The sequence below is a fragment of the Holophagaceae bacterium genome (genome assembly GCA_016720465.1).
Classification (GTDB): domain Bacteria; phylum Acidobacteriota; class Holophagae; order Holophagales; family Holophagaceae; genus JANXPB01.
The window spans coordinates 459,643-479,218 of record JADKKO010000002.1; the positions used below are offsets into that span (position 1 = coordinate 459,643).

13 protein-coding genes are annotated in these 19,576 nt (G+C 62.2%); 3 read left to right on the forward strand and 10 right to left on the reverse strand.

Annotated elements, in window-relative coordinates; genetic code table 11:
- Positions 1 to 122: 122 nt before the first annotated feature.
- Positions 123 to 2,138: a thioredoxin domain-containing protein gene (locus tag IPQ13_06255; protein ID MBL0210502.1), complete on the forward strand. Its 2,016-nt coding sequence runs from the start codon at positions 123 to 125 to the stop codon at positions 2,136 to 2,138.
- 179 nt (positions 2,139 to 2,317) lie between these two features.
- Here IPQ13_06255 and IPQ13_06260 read toward each other — a convergent pair whose 3' ends face one another.
- Positions 2,318 to 3,091, reverse strand: coding sequence for a DUF1275 domain-containing protein (locus IPQ13_06260; GenBank protein MBL0210503.1), 774 nt, complete (start codon positions 3,089 to 3,091; stop codon positions 2,318 to 2,320).
- Between the two features lie 124 nt (positions 3,092 to 3,215).
- Positions 3,216 to 3,713 carry a crossover junction endodeoxyribonuclease RuvC gene (gene ruvC / locus IPQ13_06265; protein MBL0210504.1) on the reverse strand — a complete coding sequence of 166 codons (498 nt, stop codon included), beginning with the start codon at positions 3,711 to 3,713 and terminating at the stop codon, positions 3,216 to 3,218.
- 492 nt (positions 3,714 to 4,205) lie between these two features.
- On the opposite strand from ruvC, the gene IPQ13_06270 reads away from it, so the two are divergent.
- Complete coding sequence (locus IPQ13_06270) at positions 4,206 to 6,392, forward strand: hypothetical protein (GenBank protein ID MBL0210505.1); 2,187 nt, start codon at positions 4,206 to 4,208, stop codon at positions 6,390 to 6,392.
- Positions 6,393 to 6,889: 497 nt separating this feature from the next.
- Here IPQ13_06270 and IPQ13_06275 read toward each other — a convergent pair whose 3' ends face one another.
- The 5 genes from IPQ13_06275 to IPQ13_06295 form a co-directional block, all read right to left on the reverse strand.
- On the reverse strand, positions 6,890 to 7,033 hold the full coding sequence (locus tag IPQ13_06275) for a hypothetical protein (GenBank protein MBL0210506.1): 144 nt from the start codon (positions 7,031 to 7,033) through the stop codon (positions 6,890 to 6,892).
- A 119-nt stretch (positions 7,034 to 7,152) separates the two neighbouring features.
- Positions 7,153 to 8,286, reverse strand: coding sequence for a GGDEF domain-containing protein (locus IPQ13_06280; protein MBL0210507.1), 1,134 nt, complete (start codon positions 8,284 to 8,286; stop codon positions 7,153 to 7,155).
- 158 nt (positions 8,287 to 8,444) lie between these two features.
- Entirely contained in the window at positions 8,445 to 10,838 is a 2,394-nt protein-coding gene (locus IPQ13_06285; GenBank protein MBL0210508.1) for a VacB/RNase II family 3'-5' exoribonuclease, read from the reverse strand.
- Between the two features lie 314 nt (positions 10,839 to 11,152).
- On the reverse strand, positions 11,153 to 13,153 hold the full coding sequence (locus tag IPQ13_06290) for a hypothetical protein (protein MBL0210509.1): 2,001 nt from the start codon (positions 13,151 to 13,153) through the stop codon (positions 11,153 to 11,155).
- A gap of 34 nt (positions 13,154 to 13,187) precedes the next feature.
- Positions 13,188 to 15,275 carry a hypothetical protein gene (locus tag IPQ13_06295; GenBank protein MBL0210510.1) on the reverse strand — a complete coding sequence of 696 codons (2,088 nt, stop codon included), beginning with the start codon at positions 15,273 to 15,275 and terminating at the stop codon, positions 13,188 to 13,190.
- Positions 15,276 to 15,409: 134 nt separating this feature from the next.
- Here IPQ13_06295 and IPQ13_06300 point away from each other — a divergent pair, with 134 nt between their 5' ends.
- Complete coding sequence (locus IPQ13_06300) at positions 15,410 to 15,781, forward strand: winged helix-turn-helix transcriptional regulator (protein ID MBL0210511.1); 372 nt, start codon at positions 15,410 to 15,412, stop codon at positions 15,779 to 15,781.
- A 15-nt stretch (positions 15,782 to 15,796) separates the two neighbouring features.
- Here IPQ13_06300 and IPQ13_06305 read toward each other — a convergent pair whose 3' ends face one another.
- Genes IPQ13_06305 through IPQ13_06315 form a run of 3 tightly spaced genes read right to left on the reverse strand, consistent with a single transcriptional unit; the run spans position 15,797 to position 19,324 of the window.
- Positions 15,797 to 16,396, reverse strand: a complete 600-nt coding sequence (locus tag IPQ13_06305; GenBank protein ID MBL0210512.1) for a membrane integrity-associated transporter subunit PqiC — start codon at positions 16,394 to 16,396, stop codon at positions 15,797 to 15,799.
- Positions 16,393 to 18,033: an MCE family protein gene (locus IPQ13_06310; GenBank protein MBL0210513.1), complete on the reverse strand. Its 1,641-nt coding sequence runs from the start codon at positions 18,031 to 18,033 to the stop codon at positions 16,393 to 16,395. The genes IPQ13_06305 and IPQ13_06310 overlap by 4 nt, the downstream gene beginning before the upstream one ends.
- Positions 18,026 to 19,324 (reverse strand): paraquat-inducible protein A, encoded by a 1,299-nt coding sequence (locus tag IPQ13_06315; protein MBL0210514.1) that lies wholly within the window; start codon positions 19,322 to 19,324, stop codon positions 18,026 to 18,028. Before IPQ13_06315 ends, IPQ13_06310 begins: the two co-directional genes overlap by 8 nt.
- Between the last annotated feature and the right edge of the window lie 252 nt (positions 19,325 to 19,576).

Here is a 19,576-nt window from a genome sequence, read left to right on the forward strand (position 1 = left end):
CCAGGGCCTGTCGCGGCCAATCCTCCATTCTACGGCGAGGTCTTCTGGATCCCCCCTGAAAAGAATCCAGGGAGAGAAGCTCGTAGCTCCAGCACGTGATGAAATGGAGATCCGGAGCCTTCATGACCAATCGCCTCGCCGAAAGCCTTAGTCCCTACCTGCTTCAGCATGCCCATAACCCCGTGGCCTGGCAGCCTTGGGATGAGAAGGCGCTCGTCCAGGCGCGGGATGAAGACAAGCCGATCTTCCTTTCCATCGGCTACAGCGCTTGCCATTGGTGCCATGTGATGGAACGGGAGTCCTTCGAGAATCCGGAAGTGGCGAATCTCCTGAACAAGCAATTCATTCCCATCAAGGTGGACCGGGAGGAAAGGCCGGATCTCGATGACCTGTACATGGACGCGGTGCAGACCCTGACGGGCCACGGCGGCTGGCCCATGAGCGTTTGGCTGACCCCTGATCTGCGGCCCTTCTATGGCGGCACCTACTTTCCACCGCAACCGGCGCGGGGAATGCCGGGGTTCATCCCCTTATTGAAGCGGATCGCCGAGCTGTGGGTGGAGCGGCGCTCGGCGGTGGTCGAACAGGCTGCGGAATTGACCCAAGATCTGGAACGCCAGGCGAATCTCAAGGCGGGGGACACATTGCCTGATGAAGGCCTGTTCGAAAATGCGCTCCAGCAGCTCCGGGGCAGCTTCGATTCCCGCTGGGGCGGTTTTGGCGGCGCGCCGAAATTTCCTCCCCACATGGCCATCGAACTGATCCTGCGGCGGGGGTCGGAGGCTGATCAGCGCATGGCCATCAGGACGCTCGATGCCATGTGGGAAGGCGGCATGTACGACCATCTGGGGGGCGGATTCTCCCGCTACAGCGTGGATCCGCAGTGGCTGGTGCCCCATTTCGAAAAGATGCTCTACGACAATGCCCAGCTTGCCTGCTGCTATCTGGCGGCCTTCCAGAAAACGGGCGACCGGAAGTACGCCGCCATCGCTGGGGAAACCCTGGACTATCTGCTGCGCGACATGCGGGATGCGTCCGGCGGCATCCATTCATCCGAAGACGCGGACAGCGAAGGGGAGGAAGGCAAATTCTATGTCTTCACGCCCGATGAGGTGCAGAGCATCCTGGGCGGCGAATCGGCGCGGTTCTGCGGGGCCTATGGCATCACGGCCGGGGGGAATTTCGAGGGCGGCGCTTCGGTGCTCCACGTCTTCGATCGCAAGGAAGAGGTTCCGGAAGGCCAGGTCGCAGATCTCGCCGCGCTTCGGGAAAGGCTCCGGGAGGTCCGCGACACGCGCATCCGGCCCGGCAAGGATGACAAGGTGCTGGCGGCCTGGAACGGCTTGGCGCTGTCTGCCTTCGCGCGCGGAGCCCAGGTCCTGGATTCCAAACGCTATTTGGATGCGGCGGCGGCCTGCGCGGAATTCATCCAGCGCGAGCTTTGGCAGGGCGGAACCCTGCTCCGCGTCTATCGCCAGGGGCGCGCCCACACGCCAGGGTTCCTGGAAGACTACGCGGCCGTGGCGAATGGGCTGGTGGATGTCTATGAAGCGGGATTCGACGCCCGTTGGCTGCGGCTGGCGGAACGGATCGCAGAGGCCATGCGCAGCAAGTTCGAGGACGCCGGGGAGGGTGGATTCTTCAGCACAGAGGCGGGCAGGAGCGATCTTTTATTCCGGCAGAAGCCCGGCTTCGACAATGCGCTGCCCAGCGGCAACACCCTGGCGGCCACGGCGCTGTTCCGCCTTTCCCGCCATCTGGAACGGCGCGATTTCCGCATTTCCGCAGAAGGGATTCTGGCGTGTTTCGCCCCCTGGATGCAGCGGGCGCCCCGAGCCTTTCCAGGCATGATCAATGCGTTGGATTCGGCCCTCAAGGCCCCGCTGGACATTGTGATCGCAGGCGATCTGAAGCAAGCCGTCGGCTTGTTGGCAGAAGTCCATCAGACATTCATCCCCCATCGCGTTCTGAGCTGGACCGGTGCGGATCCGGCGCTTCCTTTGCACGTGGGCAAAGACGCCGGGGGCGGCCCTCCGCTGGCTTTCGTTTGTGAAAAAAATTCATGTGCGGCACCCGTTGGAGATGCACTGAAATTGAGACTTTTACTGCTCCAAACTTCTCCCAAAATTTCCCCTTGAACGCTTTCTTGGAAGGCTCATCTTGAGCCTTGAGATCGCAGAACTAAGCGATCTTAAACACGGGGCGGCCATTCCCTGCCTGCCTCTCCAGCATGCGGATATGCTAGGTACCCGCAGAGCTGCGACCCCAAAAAGGGCACCCTAAGGTGCCCTTCCTTGTGTCGGCCGCAGGCCGAGGGCTACTTCGCGTCTTCGAGATTCCGCTTCAGGGCGCGGAGCGCCAGACGCACCTGCAGGATGATCGGCCGCGCCGCCAGGAAGGCGAGGAAGGCCGCCAGCGGCACCGTCACCTTGAAGCCGATGTAGCGGAACCCCAGCGCGCCCAGGATCCCCCCGACGAAGAAGGAGACGAGGATCAGCGCATAGAGCCGCAGCTTGGAGCGATTGGCTTCGATGCGCTCCTTGCGGGGATCCTTGTCCACGTTGATGTAGGCCAGCTTGCTCAATTCGATGCCGATGTCGGTCACCGTCCCCGTGAGGTGCGTGGTGCGCACCGCCGCGCCGCTGATGTTCGTGGTCAGCGAATTGTGCATGCCCATGATGAAGCAGAGGATGGCGACGGTCTCCGGCAGGTGGAAGCGGATGCGGTCCTGGAGGCTGCCGCCCATGAAGCCGAAAACCAGGAGCAGGGCGGCTTCGGCCAGGAGGCTGATGGCATAGCGGCTGGGCAGCTCCCGGCGCTTCCCGAAACTCAGCAACGTCGTCGAGAGGAACGCTCCGCCGAGAAAGAAGAGCATCATGGCCAGGGCTGTGAGCGCCGTGACCACGTCGCCTTCCGCGGTGCTATCGGCCATGGAGGACACGACGCCGGTCATATGCGAGGTGTAATGGCTGACCGCGAGATAGCCGCCAGCGTTCACCGCCCCGGCGATGAAGGCCATGCACCAGGCCAGCTGGCGGTTCATCTCCGCGGTGCGCAGCGCCCCTTCCTTGGTGAAGATCCCCGACTGCATCGGCAAGGTGGCCACCGCGCGTTCGAGCACCGCCTGCAGATCCGCCCGGTCCGGCCGTTGCCGCAGCACCCAGCGGCCGTAGCGCTTGGCGATCAGGAAGAGGTAGCGGGGGATCCGGCGCAATTCAACTCCGCCGCGTGGCCAGCAGGTGCCCGATCGCCACCGCGGCGGCATCGGCCGCGTCCGCTGCCAGGGGCGTTTTCAGGTTCAGGATGGTCATCACCATTTTTCCGACCTGGTTCTTGTCTGCCCACCCGTAGCCGCTCACGGCTTTTTTCACCTGCATGGGGTTGTAGTCGCCGACGGGCAGGCCGTGCAGCGCGCCCGTCAGCAGGATCCCGCCGCGGATCTGGCCCAGCTTGATGGCCGTGGCGCTGTTCTTCTCCACGAAGGGCGATTCCACCGCCATGAAGTGTGGATGATGCGCGGCGATGACTTCTGAAAGGCTCAGATGGATGCCATGGATCCGTTCGGAGAACTCCGCGCCTCGCTTCGACCGGATGACGCCCGCCTCCACCAGCTCCATGCGCGATCCCAGCCGCGACACCACCGCCCATCCGCAGGCGATGGAACCGGGATCCACGCCGAGGCAGATGGAAGGTTTGGTTGGGGGAGGGGGCATGTAGTGATGCTAACGCCTCGGGCCTTGGTGCACTATTTTGGCGTGCTGGCGCCCAATGTGAAATTGAGGAAGTTGGTCGTGGCGAAGCTTCATCGGAAGAAGATGCCGATCCATGCGGCCACAGCATCGCCTACGAACAGATAACCACGTGCAAGACCATCCCGCGGCGATGGATTCCCGTGGGCCCTCCGACCGCAGCGATTCTCGCCTGCGTCGAAGTCAAACCTCAACCGCCCTAGCAAGCTTGAAGAACTCTGAAAACCCAGAGCGCTATTCAACTTTGATCATCAAGGTAAGCGTAGGCTGCGCTTTCCCTTGACCCAGGCAAGCGCAGGGCGTATCAACGAGCAGACCTTCTCCATGCCAACACCGTGGCACCACATCTGCTCAATGCAACCCCCCTTTTCAATCCTATCCCTAGCCCAAGCCCCAGGATCCAACCACCCCTGCCATTAAAATGGGGCCTTTGAATTTCCTATATACGAGGTATCCATGTCGCGCATCCGGCGAGGCTTTTCGTCCTTCTTGACCGCGTTGGGTTTGGCCTTCCTGTCGGCCGCCTGCGGGGGCGGGGGAAGCGGGACGCCGCCGCCCCCTCCGACCACCGGATCCTTGGCGCTCACCGTCACCGGACTTCCGGGTGGCGCGAGCGCCGCCATCGCCCTTTCGGGCCCCGGCGGGTTCAGCCAGAATCCCACCGCGTCCGCCTCCTGGCCGAACCTTACGCCGGGCTCCTACGTCATCACCGCGTCCAATGTCACCTCTGCCAGCCTCACCTACCAGCCCTCCCCGGCGACCCAGACCGCGACGGTCACGGCGGGCCAGAATGCTATCGCCACCGTCGCCTACGCACCCCAGCCCGTCGCCATCAGCGTCAGCCCCACCAATCCAAAGATCGGGCTTGGGGGCACCGTCCAGTTGAACGCGGTGGTAACGGGTAGCGCCGACACGGCCGTGATCTGGGAGGTCCTGGAGAGTGCGGGCGGGTCAGTCACCGGGCCCGGCCTCTACACCGCCCCGAACACGGTGGGCGCCTACCATGTCCGCGCCACAGCCCACGCCGATCCATCCAAGCGTTCCGACGCGACCATCACGGTCAGCGCCCTCGGCGGATTCCGCATCTATCCGGCGGGCATCGACATTTATCCCGGCGCCGCAGCGGATTTCAGCGCCTACGACGACAACACCGTGGTGACGACCGTGGCCTGGTCGGTGCCGGCGGCGGCAGGCACGATCAACCCGGCAAGCGGACACTTCGTGGCGGGTTCCACCCTCGGGACCTGGACCCTGACCGTCACGAACACTGTCACCCTTCAGACGGCCACCGCAACCATCAACGTGGTGAACAACGTGACCTTCGCCCTCTATGGGTTTCCGGACCAGGGCCATCTGTACGTCGGGGACGGCGCGATGTTCGGTCCGGTCCTGGGACCCGAAGGGATCGACCGGACCATCGCCTGGAGCATCCTCCCGGGCGGCGCCGGCGGCCAGCTCGTGGATATGAGCTGGTACCAGGATTACTACGCTCCCACCGCCCCCGGAACCGCCACAATCCGCGCGGTGCCGGCGGCGGATCCCACCAAGGCGGCCCAGAGGACCCTGATCGTTGATCCCGCGCCTCCCGGGTCGGGCTGGGCCCTCTCCACCGTAGGATCTCCCGCAAGGACGCGCATCGCCCCAGCCATGGCCACGATGCCCGACGACCGCGTGGTCATCGCGGGAGGCGGAGGGGGACCGACGTGGTACTACAACGAGCTGGTGGAAGTGTACGCGCCGGGTGCGGGGACCTTTTCCAGCCTGGCCAACCCGCTGCCGGCAGGACGCATGTTCACGACCCTCACCCCCCTGGACGCCAACCGGTTGCTCGTGGCCGGCGGCGAAATCCGCTACGACCAGGCGTCCAATACGGGCGAAGTGGTCAACCTTCAAACCGGGGCCGTGACCCCTGCGACCGGAACCCTCCGCGTGCCCCGCATGGGCCACCAGGCCACCAGCCTCACCACGGGCCCCAACGCCGGAAAGGTGTTGCTCACTGGGGGCATCGACATGCCCATCTACGGGGCGGTGAATGCTACCGCGGACCTCTTCGATCCCGCTGGCAATGCCTTCTCGCCCTTCGCCCAGAACATGGAGGTGGCGCGGGTCTGGCATACCGCCACGCGCCTCAACGACGGGCGTGTGCTCATCGTGGGTGGCCGGGACGGCCAGACCGAACAGGCCACGGCCGAGATCTTCGATCCCATGGCGGGAACCTTCACCTACACCGCCGGCCCCATGGCCCAGGGACGGGCCTATCACACCGCCACGCTCCTCAACGACGGGCGGGTCCTCATCACCGGAGGCACGACTCCGGGCGGCGTCACCCGCACCTGTGAAATCTTCAACCCCGCCACGGGCACCTTCTCCGCGGCCCCGGACATGAACGAACCCCGCGCGTTCCATACCGCCACCTTGATCTCCGGGGGCACCGAGGTCGTGGTCGCAGGAGGCAACTCCGGCAACTACCGATACCACGCCAGCGTGGAGACCTGGACGACCGGGCAACCCGCCTGGAGCCTGCCGACCCTGATGCGCCGGCCCCGCCAATGGCACGGTGCAGCTCTCCTTCCCGACGGGAGCGTACTCCTGCTCGGCGACCTGGCCGGCGGCGCAACCCCCAGCGCGGACATCCTGGACTGACCTAGACGACCCGGGACCACCTGATCGCCTTCCTCACCTCTGCAACTCGATGACCCCCTCGCGGTTCAGCTCCACGCTGCCCATTCCCCTGTACCTTCAATTGCAGCGAAGCCTGCGCCGCCTGATATATACCCTCAGAACGGCACCCTAAATCCTCCATGCGATCTGCACACCCGTCACTCACGATGGAACGGCCCAATCCAACAGAACCAATTCGTCAATCCGATGAAAGTGCTTGGTGTGGTTGGTGACGAGGGCATGGCCATGCGCGAGCGCCGTGCTTGCGATCAACAGATCCCGATCCTGGATCATCGTGGCCTTGAGCCGATGCTTCAGGCGACCGCGCCCGCATCGAAGGGGAGCACGGAATAGGAGGCTCGCAGGTCAGCGATGGGCCCATCGAGTTTTGCTGCGCGGTCAGGATAGTTGTATTTCCCGTGCATGAGTTTCGCGAGCACACCGGCGCCCCAAACCCACGGCTTTCACCAGATCAAAGTTCATGTGGCGGGCTGGGGCTGGCGGTCTCCGCTCACGGCGCGCTCCAGGATTTCCGCTTCCATGGAACGCCGATGGGCGTGGGCAAGCGGTTTGACGCCCAGCACGACCAGCTCGGGGACCTTGCGGACACGGATGGTGGGCAAGGAAACGTCCAAGATTCAGTTTAGGGTTGCCTCAAAATCATGCAGGCAGAATGCTTTCATGCACGATTTAATCAACGGATCAGACGGTTTCCCCCCCTTTTTTCTCCGCAGGGAATTCATCAGGCCGCGACCCGATTGCGCCCCTCCTCCTTGGCCTTATAAAGCGCCGCGTCGGCTTGGGCGATGGTCTCTTCAATGCTTCGGTCGGTCAGGTGCTCGGCCACCCCCAGGGACAGGGTCACTTGGATCCGTGAGCCATCGAGGTCGATGACAAGCTCAGAGATCGCCGTGCGCGTGGACTCGGCCGCATGCACCGCCCCTTCTTTCCCCGTGTCCGGCAGCAGGAGGATGAATTCCTCTCCCCCCCATCGGGCGGCCACATCCTGGCTTCGCAGGGGGGAACGGATGGCACCCGCCACGGCCTTCAGCACGGCGTCGCCCGCCGCGTGCCCCAGGGAGTCGTTGACGCGCTTGAAGTGGTCCAGGTCCGACAGCACGATGGAGACGGGTTTCCCCGATCGGCGGCTCCGTGCGAGCGCGCCGTCGGTGGCTTCGAGGAAACCCCGTCGGTTCGGCAATCCCGTTAGCGAATCGGTTCGGGAGGCCTCTTCTTCACGCTCGAAACGGTTGATGAGGGAGCGGGTGGACGCCAGGAACAGGACCATGAACCCCACGAAGGGAAGCCCGTTGGGGATTGGGGCGAGGCGAAACTCCTTCAGGAGGTCGAGGATGAGGCACGCGGTAAGGACCAGGAAGCCTTTCGCCACCAGTCTCGGATCGCTGCCGCCTTCCCTGGCCGCACGGATGGCTCGCGCCATGGCCCAGCCGAGGAGGACGAAGCAGCCCAGGAGGAGGATAGGTAGGAGCCGGGGAAGCAGAAGTCCAGGGATGGGAGCCAGTATCAATACAAAGGTTTGGAGAATTCTGGCGACCCGGCCCGCCTGTTTGTGGCCGAGCGAGCAGACCAGCTCGAACAGACACACCGTGGCCACCGCGACCCCGATTCCGTTCAGCGCCTCGATCCAAGGTGGTGCCGCAAGTTCGAGGCGGCGGACCACCATGCCCGTGATGTCCACCATGAGCGCGCCTGCGCTGGAGCCCGCCAGCCATAAGTGGCCCATGCGATCCTGGCGGCGGAACCATAGCGCCAGATTGATCGTCCCGAAAACCAGGTAGACACCCGCTCCGAAGGCCTCCCAAAGTTCCACGGGCAAGGCCGTGGATCTGACCATGTGGCCGAGAGCGCCCAGCATTCCCCCTCCTTCGCCCTTAGCCTACACCGGCACCGCTGGCTCCACCTTCCAGCCTGTGGAAGGCGAGGCCTCCCCGGCGTAGTGCCGTCGTGCCTATCCACTTTGAATCCCTAAACGGCTCTCAAACGAATTTTCCCGGTGGAGGTTGGCTTGCGTTCCTATCCGCGCTTCTTCCCCGGCTTCGGGCCGCGCACAGTGCCTTTGGGTGGCTTGATTCTGGAAGTCGGAGCAGGTCGATCACCATGGCTCCGCGCCTCGGTGTTTCGCGCTGCGGGCCGGTCATCCCGTCCCCGTGCCGGAGGGCGGCCTGTCCGGGCTGGTTTTTCGGTTCGGGTTGGCCGCTCCGAAGAACGTCGAGGCGTTTCTCTGGAAGATGGCCTGGCTTCGTTCCGCACACGTGCGGTGGGTTTCGGCGCCCGTCGCTCGGGCACGAAATCCGATTCCCTCAGGGTCGCGGGGCCAGCAAGCGTGGGAACGAACGTGTAGGGCTTCCCTTTGGCGTCGCTGGCGGTGGCTTCGGCCACCCAGGCGCTGACCCGGCGGAGATCCTCGTCCACACCGATGATCTCGACCTTCACGGCATCGCCGATGGAAAGCACCACCTGGCCCTTCATGCCCGTGGCCTTGGTGCGGTTTTCGTCCAGAAAGAAATTGCCTCCGAGTGCTCCCAGGGGCACGCCGACTTCCACGAAGGGCGAGTCCAACCGCACGAAGGCCACCTTGGGCGAGAAGCCCTGGATGCGGCCCGAGAAGCGGCGGCCGATCTTGGGTTTCATCAAGAGACAGGTCTTCCAGCGATCATTTTCCCGCTCGGCTTCGGTGGATTTCTGCTCGGCGTCGCTGGCCTGTTTCGCGATGAGCGCCATCTGGGCATGAAGGGTCTCGGGCAGCCTTTCGCCCCGCAGGACCTTGCGCAGATAGCGATGGACGATGAGGTCGGGATAGCGGCGGATGGGCGAGGTGAAATGCAGGTAGTCCTGCAAGGCCAGCCCGGAATGCCCGATGTTGTCGGCGCTGTATTCCGCGCGCTTGAGGGACCGCAGCAGCATGGTGTTGAGCATGACCTCCAGCGGGCCGCCTCGGATCTTGTCCAGCAGCGCGTTGAGCACTTCCGGCGTGGGCACTTCGTTGACCCGCAACAGGTCGAAGGTCCGGGCGATCTCGGCGAAGGTCTCCAGCTTCACCGGGTCGGGCTCGTCGTGGATGCGGTAGATCGTCGGGATTTTTTTCCGCGTGAAGAAGCGCGCCACGGCCTCGTTGGCGAAGAGCATGAACTCCTCGATCATGGTGTGGGCTTCGTGGTGCGCGTACTTGCGCGCGTCCACGGGGCGGCCTTCTTCGTCGAAGATGAATTCCGTTTCCTCGCTTTCGAACGCCAGCGCGCCGCGGCTCAGGCGCTTGGTGGTGAGCTGCCTTGACAGCACCAGACACTGGTCCAGCAGCCCGCAGACGTCCTCGCCGAGTTCAGCGCGCTTGCGCGGGGACAGATCCAGGCTGGCTTCCTTTACCTCGTCGTAGGTCAGGCGTTTGGTCGAGTGGATCACACTTTCCGTGAAGCGCGTCTCCACGATCTCAAGCTCAGGTGAGATGGTCAGCCACGCGGTCATGGTCAAGCGGTCCACGCCTTCGCGGAGCGAGCACAGGTCGCCGCTGAGGCGGTCCGGGATCATCGGGATGCATTCATCCGGGAAATAGACGCTGGTGCCGCGAAGGTTGGCCTCTGTATCAAGCGGTCCGCCTTCCTTCACGTAGTGGCTCACATCGGCGATATGGACCCCCAGAATCCAGCCGCCACCCTCGTTGTCGGGCAGCACTTCCAGCGAGATGGCGTCGTCGAAATCCTTGGCCGTGGGCGGATCCACCGTGACGATGACGAGGTCGCGCAGATCCTCGCGGCCCTTGATCCAATTGGTTGAAATCGCAGTGGGGAAGGGCGCCAGTTCGTTCATCACCTGAGGCGGGAATTCCGTGCGCAGGTTGAACAGCGCGGCCGTGAGCTTGTTTTCGATTTTAAGATCCGTGGACTTGCCCAGGCGGGCCACCACGGTGCCGCGGATCTGTTTGGACGCCAGATCAGGATCCAGCAGCACACTGACGAAATCGCCGTCCTGGGCCAGGTCGGTCTCTGGCACCGCGATGATCTGGGACATTCGGGGCTCGATGGGAATGGCGCGCCAGCCCCAATCCTGTTTCTGCAAGTGCGCGGGCAGCGGATCGGTGCTGCGGGAAAGGATTTTCAGGATGCGGGCCTTGACCCTGCCTTCAAAGGTTTCCCCGCTGATCTCGGCCTGCACGCGATCGCCGTGGATGGCGTCGTGGGTCTCCCGCCAGTCCACCAGGATGTCCATCTTGGCGGCCTTGGTCAGGCCCATGGGGCGCAGGAAGCCGCCGGTCCCTTCGGGCTGGCCCAGGAAGGTCGCTTCGAAGGTCTCGAAGTCGCGGATGGCCGCGCCGGGTTTGGGCGGGGCGGGATCCTTGGACCTGGCAGGACGGCGATCAGCGGCGCGGTGTGTGGTTTTCGGAATGAAGCGGCTCTTGCCGTGGTTGGTCATGCATCAGCATATCAGCGGACCGGCTTTATCCCATGGCAACGGGGTCACTGCACCAGCACCAGCTTCGATTCGAATCCCTCGGCGGCTTCCTTGTTGAAGGTCCCCGGGGGCTTAGAGTCCGCCCGCCAAAAACCGGCTGCGCAGGGCCAGGGCGCGGCTTGTCTTGGCCTCATTTATGAATGTCCAAGGAAATGGGATGAAGGGGAGGGATGGGACATTAGAGAACGCACTTGTTTTCAGTTTTGATTCAGAGATCGATGTGAATCATTCAGTTTGCTGAATCAGTGAATCAATGATGCGAAATCTGATACCTGCTATTTGGCCTTGAACGCAAATCCATCCTCCAGCAGCCGGTTGATGGCAGCGCGATCCTTTTTCCAGGCCTGAAGACCCTTCTCTCGCTCCAAATAAGGAAAATTGATCTGTCGGTGTTCATGTTTCAACTTGAAGGAAATCAAGGTCTGGCCCATCTCCGGCATGGCATCCGCGGCCCAAAGACAATGCCGAAAAGGCGTATCCAACACTCTCGCTTCGAGGATGGGGCTCATGTCACCTATTACTCGAATCTGAGCGGTGAATTCAAGTTGGCCGCTCCTGTTCGAACCTACGGGGAGCTGGCGAGGCTCGCCTGGCCGTTGGATCTGGGGCGGGACAAGGTGCAGGCCCAAATCATCGTAATAAATTTCGCAATCGCCCCCGCCATACCGCCCACCCTTTGGGTGGATGAGGTCTGCTTCAACCTTGAAGGGTCGATCCAGTTCAAGAGGATCTGAGTAGGAAATTATCTCCAGCTTCCCATTGGGCGGCAGGCTTAGATGCCGATTTAGGAGGAATTCCCGGATTTCAGGCTTCCCACCAGCTCGCCCAACCGTCCTCAGACCCCATGCCTGGCCAGTCTCAGTGAACGTCAGGTGTCCGTCAAGTTGGCCGTTCTGTCGCAGCTCGGCCTTGAGGTCAACGGCCATGATGGCTTTCTGGATCGCTGCATCTGGGATCGATACCCATGTGCCCCCATCGGGAAGACAAATGAGCACTGACCGCCCCCGGTGGGCCTCCCCAAGCCAGCCGAAGGGGGTGAAGGGGTCCGTGGAATCAGCAAGGAGGAAACGCCCCCTGGGTGTGTCAACTTCTGCCGGAAGGCCGAGAGATTTCTGTAAGGGGATGGCGGTGATCAGGTGGTTGAATACGGCGAAAGGAGGCTGTTCAGGTAGCGCAGGCCCGTCCTTGATCCTGGCCAGCACAGGCGAGGCCTTGTAGCCTCTCGCCTCCAGCTCGGCGATGAAGAAGCAGGAGAGGTCCTTGCAATCGCCGTAGCGTTTGCGCCCTACTTCGGATGCATCCTCAGGCACCCACCCACGTTCGGGACTCAGGTAGACCTGTTTGTAAGTAAGTTCCCTTCCCATCCAGGCCCAGAGTGCCTGAAGGCCTAATAGTTCTTTCCCGGGTGGCGTCGCTAAACCGGTGCGCTTGGCCTTGGATTGATACTCGCCAGCGATCCAGATGGCAGGACTATTCCAGTTTGACCAGTCCGGAGCCCCTTTCAGGCCCGGGTCAAGGAAACGCACCCTCACTTCAGGGATGAAGCCCTCCCGGTAAGGAGTGCCGCCCTCATTGACCGAAAGCGCTGGAACATTGGAAAGGGCAATGGCTTGACCAGGAAGGTGTTCAGGTTGCGGAACCAATCCACCAAAATTCACCAGGTCCAAAATCGCTTCTACTTTTTCAAGGCTGGTAAAGAATCCCCCATTTTTTGAAATGGCCAGCTCCCACCGCCTCACTGGAAGGTTTTCCATTGGTCCCATCGCAGTAAAGGGACCAGCTGGAGATCTTTCAAATTCCAAACTCTCGAAGGCCACCCAGGAACCCTTGACCACTCTTTCGAGAACCGCACCTGTGATCACATTGGTATTAATGGAATCTGATTCACCCCCCTCTATCGCCACGACCTTCTCGCTGGCCAACCGGACAAGTTCGCCATCGGGACGCAGGTTCCAGCCTTTCAGCTTTTTCACCTTGCTGGCTTTTCCACCAAGCCCCCGGATCACAAATAGGCCTTCGGAGGTTCCCCTCTCGGTGAGAACTTTGACCAGCCTCAATTTGCGAGTGAGGATCTCGTTAGAACCGGCGTAGGCAACCTCCGTACGCTGCAGGATCACCCAGGCATCGTAGTCACCTGATGGCGCAGGGCTCGTGGCTACCGCCTGGGCATGGGGTTTGGCCCAATCCGGAAGTTTGGAAAGATCCTGAGCCATTCCAAGATGGATAGTGGCGATTCCAGCCAGGACAATGGCCCGCAACACAAGACGGCAGTACATGGCGTGACCTTTCGAGAGGGCCCGGGGGTCGTGATCAGCGTGTCAGAACCAGTGCGCGCGACTGCGCATCCTTCACCCAGCCGAGGAAATCCTTGAGCTCCCCATATGCCCCTGCATCAAAGAAAAAGCCTGTGACATCCACCTTCAAGGACACTTTGATAGAGCGGTCCGCCTGGGATTCCGCGGTCCAGGCAACGCTCCCGATGGCATTCCGCTTATGGAAGGGCGCAATACCTCCAAAAGAGTAACCTTCAGGAAGATGGATGGTGCTGGCTGCATTAAAAACCTTCCTGTAAGGAATCACAACCGGCTCCTTGCGATCTTTTGGAAACTCATCCGGAATCCACATGGCCCATTCGGTACCAGGAAAAGGGTAGACCATTCGGCGGCGTCCTTCCTCGCGAGTCACAAAGCCTTCGGCGTCCCACTGGAAGGGCTGCCGGGGATCCTGGGCATTGGCTACACGGGTCTTTTTTACGACGACGCCAGACCGCGGTTCTTCTAATAATTCTTTCAGATGCTTGTCCTGGCTATCCTGAGCTTCCTTCATGAAACGGGCACGCTGATGCCACTCTGAGTAGCCTGTAAAAGTGGCCTTCACTGAAAAGGCATCCGCTTCCTCTTCCGGCGTGATCGTCACGACATAGTTCGACTGATTCGTGGTCGATGGCTGTGCGCTTAGAACCAGCCTAGAGGCGACCCACGTCTTCGCGTCGATCTGCATGCAGGGTGTGCCTTGATAGTCCGGGTGCAGGATCCCGACCGGGAAGTACCTACGACCTGGCTCAGCCCAGACCATGCCACCTGGCGTTTTCACCCCAACCAGATAGCTCGTGAATTGGAATGGGTTCATTAGGTTGTATGCAAACATGCCGCTGTCCCGATCCATGACCAGGGCGATCTGAGGATTAAGACCAGCATCCTTCAAGAGGTTCACAAGGAACACCGCCATGCCCGCAGAAGTAGCGATGCCATGCCCAGCTGCCTTGTTCAGGTCGGAATCACTCCAGTAGCGATTAATCTGGGTGGCCTTGTCCGCGCGTGCCGCTTCTGTCAGCCAATCCAGGTTCGTGATGCGAGCATCAAGCCCCCGCATGAGGCAAGCCAATACGACTTCGGGTCCAGCTCCTGCGGGAACCTCCCCTAGAATCTGGTTTGACAATTCCTTGTAGGCCCCTCTCCGACTCACTTCCCGTTCGAAAAAATCCTTGTAATAGCTTTCAGCTGCACGTGCCCAGAAGGCATCGGCGCCCTCACGGAGCATGGGCGCGAGATCGGGAGGCAGGAAGAAAGAGTCGAAAAAGGGTGCTTGCCGGGTGGAATGAAGTGCGTACGGCACATCTGGAAATGGTGGTATATCCCGGAATATGAAAACTTTCTTGTTCCCCGAGGTGCTCTGCTCAGGCTTGTGCGTCTGAGAAGGGGACACCAAACTCGGGAAAGGGAATTGAAGGGGTAATTCGACAATGAGCTGTTTGATAGCAAAGACGTTCGCGAATTGAATGTGTAACGAGTTTGGCGAGCTGGCTGGCAGCGGGGAGTGGCCCCCCATGGATTTGTCTGAGGAGAGACGCCAGCTCAGGTCCAACACACAATCAGAGGTGAGTCCTGCAGGAATAACGACCTTCTCGCTTACGCCAAAACGAGCTGACTTCACGCTCCGTTCGGCAAAGTCTTTGCGCTGATTGAATGTCACAATACGGCCATCCTGCGTCACCACCCGGCTCTCAAAATTGTAGGCTTCCTTTGGGAAGGTCGGAAAGGACACCGCAGCTTTTCCTACCTCGCTCAGAATCCGAATGCGATAGATGTAATCCACAAATTTATTTTCGAAGCGGATGGTTTGAGAAAGGATCACCCCTCCTCTGATTCCCTTCGCAGGATCTTCCTTCATCCTCCACACCTCAGCAGGAACGGGGTCCCATCCCGCCGTGGCAGTAATGGGGATGAAACAAGCCAGGGTGAAAATGAGGCCACGACGCATACTGTTCCTCGCTGGGGAAAAGGTCATATTCGAAATCAGCCCGCCGAAAAAACTGTTGAACCACGCATAGGGGTAGCTTCTAAATTCAATTAATGAATAGATCATTTCATACTTTGCGGATAGCAAGTTAACAGACATGCGCACCCGGTCCGGTTCGCCTCGCGGACAACGGAGGCCTCGATTTCCCGGAAGCGCCCACGCGGAAATGAGCGGTCGGAAGTTCCTCCCGGCGCGTGATGCCTTGACCGATCCTGCGCCCGGAGGGGACCCTGGTGGCATGCGTCCCGTGGACCCCAGATCTCGCGCGAGCTGGGGGGCTTTTCCTTCCCCTTCTGGGCCGGGAGGAAGGCATCACCCGACGGGAATTGGCCACCCGGGTGGGGCTCGATCCCGCCACCCTGTCTGTCGCGCTGCGGAAATTGGAGGAGACGGGGATCATCGAGCCGCCCACGACTCCCGAAAACCGCCAGTCGCGGCGAGTAAGGTGCGCCCCCATGATCCAGCACCTCGGAGCGATCCTGAAGATGCTGAAGGAACTCGATGAGCTGGCCTTGGAGGGCATTCCTGAGAAGGAGATCGTCCTGGCCCGGCGGATGCTCGCGAAGATCCACCAGAACCTCGCTTCCGCCCAGGCCAGGAAATAAGAGCCGGAGAGGCGCCTAGCGGCCGGCCGGCAGGGACCTCAGGCCCGTGGCAATCTCGCGGCTCAAGTCCCCGAGGATCTGGCTGTGCGCCGCCAGGAGGGCCTCCGCGTCCAGCCCTTGGACGGGCCTTTGAAGGGTCGTCCTCTTAAACAGCAGGGCTGGGCCGCCTTGAGGAGGCGCCACCATCCATGTGGCCTGCAGGGTGAGTGTGCCGCCGGGCTTACCGTCCAACCTGTGCACATCCACCTCAATGCGATGGGTGGCTTTCACACGTTCGCCGTAGGGATAGGCCACCACCATGCCACTGCCCGTCAGCAGGGCGATGTTTTCGACCAGGATCCGCTGGATGTCCTTGTCCAGGCTGTTGCCCCAGCGATGCGACTCCATCAGGCTCAAGGCCCCCGGGCCGGCCTCCTGCACCATCTGGGGCCTTTGGAGCATCTCGGGCAATCGCACGGGCATGATCTCCAGAGCCAGGGAAGTCTGGGGAGTCGCCTGTCGCCCTGCTTCCATGGGCATGGGGCTGAGGGTGTGCAGCACTTCAAGGTTCGGCCGCGCGCATCCGATTCCCGCGGCCAGGGCCAGGATGAGGCAGGGAAGCGCCAATCGGATCATTTGGGTTTTCCTTTTCCGAAGATCAAGGATTCGGGGTGCCGTTCCAGGGTCTCCGCCAGATCGCGCAAGGCCCGGGCGGCCTTGTTGAATTCCTCCAGCGCGCTGCGCAGGTCCTGCTGGGTCGGGGAATCGGAACGGAGGGTTTTCTCCAGGGTCGCCAGGGTGGCCTGGCCTTGGGCCAGCGTGGCCTCAGCCTGGGGCACGGTCTTCTCATCCAGGCGGGCCATCAGCGCCTTGGCCTGTTTCAGCGTCTCCCTCAACACTGGAATGCTCGAGCGCAATTCGCCAACGACATCCTCCAGCGGAAGTTTCTGAAGTCGCTCGGAGAACTTGGTGAGGTTGGCCACCATGGTCGTCATGGCGCCCATGGTGGAGGGGATGGCCGGAATCTCCTCGTATTTTCCGTACCGGCCGATGCTCCGGGGCGGGGCGTCCGGATGGAAGCCCAGATCCACGAACAGGCTGCCGGTCAGCAGGGAGGCCGTCTTGAGCTGGGCGCGGAGTCCCCGCTTCACCAGCCTCTGGACCAGGGTTTTCGTGGAGGCATCCTTCGGACCCACCACCGAGAACCGCTCCGGCTCCAGCGCGATGAGCACGGGGATCTTTCCGTCGAGGCTGCCGGAATGGAATTCGAGTTTGAAGTCCTCCACCTGGCCCACCTGGATGCCCTGGTACTCAACTGGGGCGCCCCGCGTCAGTCCCCTCACGGATTCATCGAAATTCACCACATAGTAGTGGCGGTTGGTGAGCTCTTTTTCGTAGATCTTTTCGCGGCTCGGATAAAGGGTGAAAACATGGCCCGGCGGGGCGGCGCCGCTCCCGTCCAGGCTCATGGGGTTCTCGAAGGCGATGCCCCCGATGAGCAGGTCCACCAGGGAATCCGACCGCATCCGGAGGCCGTTGGCATCCACCGTCAGCCCCAACCCTCCCGAATCCCAGAAGCGGGTGTCCGTGCGCACCAGATCAGCGTAGGGGGCGTTGATGAAGATCTTGATGGAAACGCCCATCCCCTGCTTATCGAGATCGAATCCCGCCACTTCGCCCACGCGGATCTGCCGGAAATGCACCGGGGAGCCGATATTCAACGAGCCCAGCCGCTCGGCCCGGAGCCTGAACAGGGCGCCGGGCCGCTGGGACGTGTCGATGCTCGGTGTTTCCATGCCCGTGTAATCCCTGGCGAACAGGGTGGCCTCGCCGGGCTTGCCTGGATCCATTCCGATGTAGGCCCCGGAGAGCAGCGTCCCCAGGCCCGAAATGCCACCGGAGCCGATGCGCGCCCGGACGATCCAGAAACGGCTATTTTCGGAGAGCAGCCTGGCCGCCTCCCGTTTCATCTCGGCCTTGACCACCACATGGCTGAGGTCGCGGCTCAGGCTGATGGCGGAGACCTTGCCGATTTCGACATCCTTGTAGCGGATGCGCGTCTGGCCGGCCTCCAGGCCTTCGGCGCCGAGGAAGGTGATGGTGATGGTCGGACCCGTCTCTGCGTAGGCCCGCACCGCCATCCAGATGCCGATGAAGGCCGCCACGAGCGGGATCAACCAGACGATGGAGGGCCGCCGCCGGACCTGCACTTTGGCCTCGGGCACGCCGCCTTGCGGCGAGGATTCGGGCCGGTCATCCAAGGGCTCACCCATGTTCAGGCTCCTTCCGCCGGCGAGGCGCCAAGGTCAAAGAATCCCAGACGAGCCGGGGGTCGAAACACCGGACCGCCAGCATGGTCGAGAACACCATCAGGGCGAAGGCCACCGAACCGGGGCCGGGCGTGATGTTCGCAACATTGCCGATCTCCACCAGGGCGACCATGAGAGTGATGACGAAGATATCGACCATGGACCAGCGTCCCACCATTTCCGTTAGCCGGTACAGCCGCGCCCGGTGTTCGGGCCACCGCGCGGAGCCCCGCTGCTCTGACACCAGGAGGAATGCGAGGATGATGATTTTCAGGATGGGCACCGCCACGCTGGCGATGAAAATGATCAAGGCCAAAGGCCAGGAGCCCGTGCGCAGGAAATAGAAGACACCGCCCATGATGGTGTCGGACTGGGTGTGCCCCAGGGAGACCACCCGCATCACCGGCAACAGATTCGCAGGGAGATACAGCAGGATGGCTGTGATGAGCAGGGCCCAGGTGCGCTCCCGGCTGTTCAGTTTCCGGCTCTGCAGCGTCGCTCCGCACCGCGGGCAGGCCGCCTTTGCCTGGGTGCAGAGGAGCCCGCAGGTGGGACAAGCGGACAGGTTCGCCTCGCGGGCGGTGCGGGCCCCCGCGGGAGGCGCGCTGGCGCATCCGGCGGAATGGCTCCCCAAAGCGTCCCACACCGCCCCGGTATCCAGGGCCGACACCGCAGCGGCAGCCACCACGATGAAGATCCCCAGCCCATAAAGGGAAGGGCCGGGCACCACCACGGCCATCTTGGCGAGTTTCACGTAGGACACCATGATTCCCAGGATGAAGACTTCCGCCATCCCCCAGGCGCCAAACTGCTCCACGATCCGGAAGACCCACACGGTCCATCGGTTGGAATGCCCCCACTTGACCTGCAGCAGCACATAGATCGTGCCGCCGAGATGGGCCACCGGAGCGAGGATCACCGTGGTGATCAGCACCGCCGCCAGCCAAGGCCAGCCCAGGTTCGAGAGGATGCGCGCGCAACCCGGGATCGAGGCTTCCTGGACCACGCCGTGGAGGCGGAGCGAAAGCAGGGGAAACGCATTCGCGAGGCAGAACAGGATCAGGGCCGCGGCGTGCAGCGCCAGCGCCACGTCCAGGGAATCGGATCCCCCTCTTCTCAGGATGGCGCCGCACCGTGTGCAGGAGGAGGTGCCGCCTTTGGGCGGCGCCTTCACCCGATGCAGCAGATCGCATTCCGGGCAGGCCATGAGCACCGGGCCTGGGGCGACAGGGGAGATCCGGGAAGCATCCGCCATCAGAACCGGAGCATCCATCCTGGCCGCTGCCCGGGCCAGGATCCTGACTGTACGGCAGGACCAGGCAGGAGGCGGAACGCCTTTTTTTTACTCATGCGGGCTGGGCTCTGGGTGTTTCGCAAGCAGCCCCCTCCTGAGCAGGAAGTTTGGTTCCGGGATCAAATCAACGAGATCGTTCAAGGATTCTGAACCCAGCGGGCCAGCCCGGCAACCGGAAGGATGCGCCGCCCGTCTCCCAAGCCGATAGCTTGC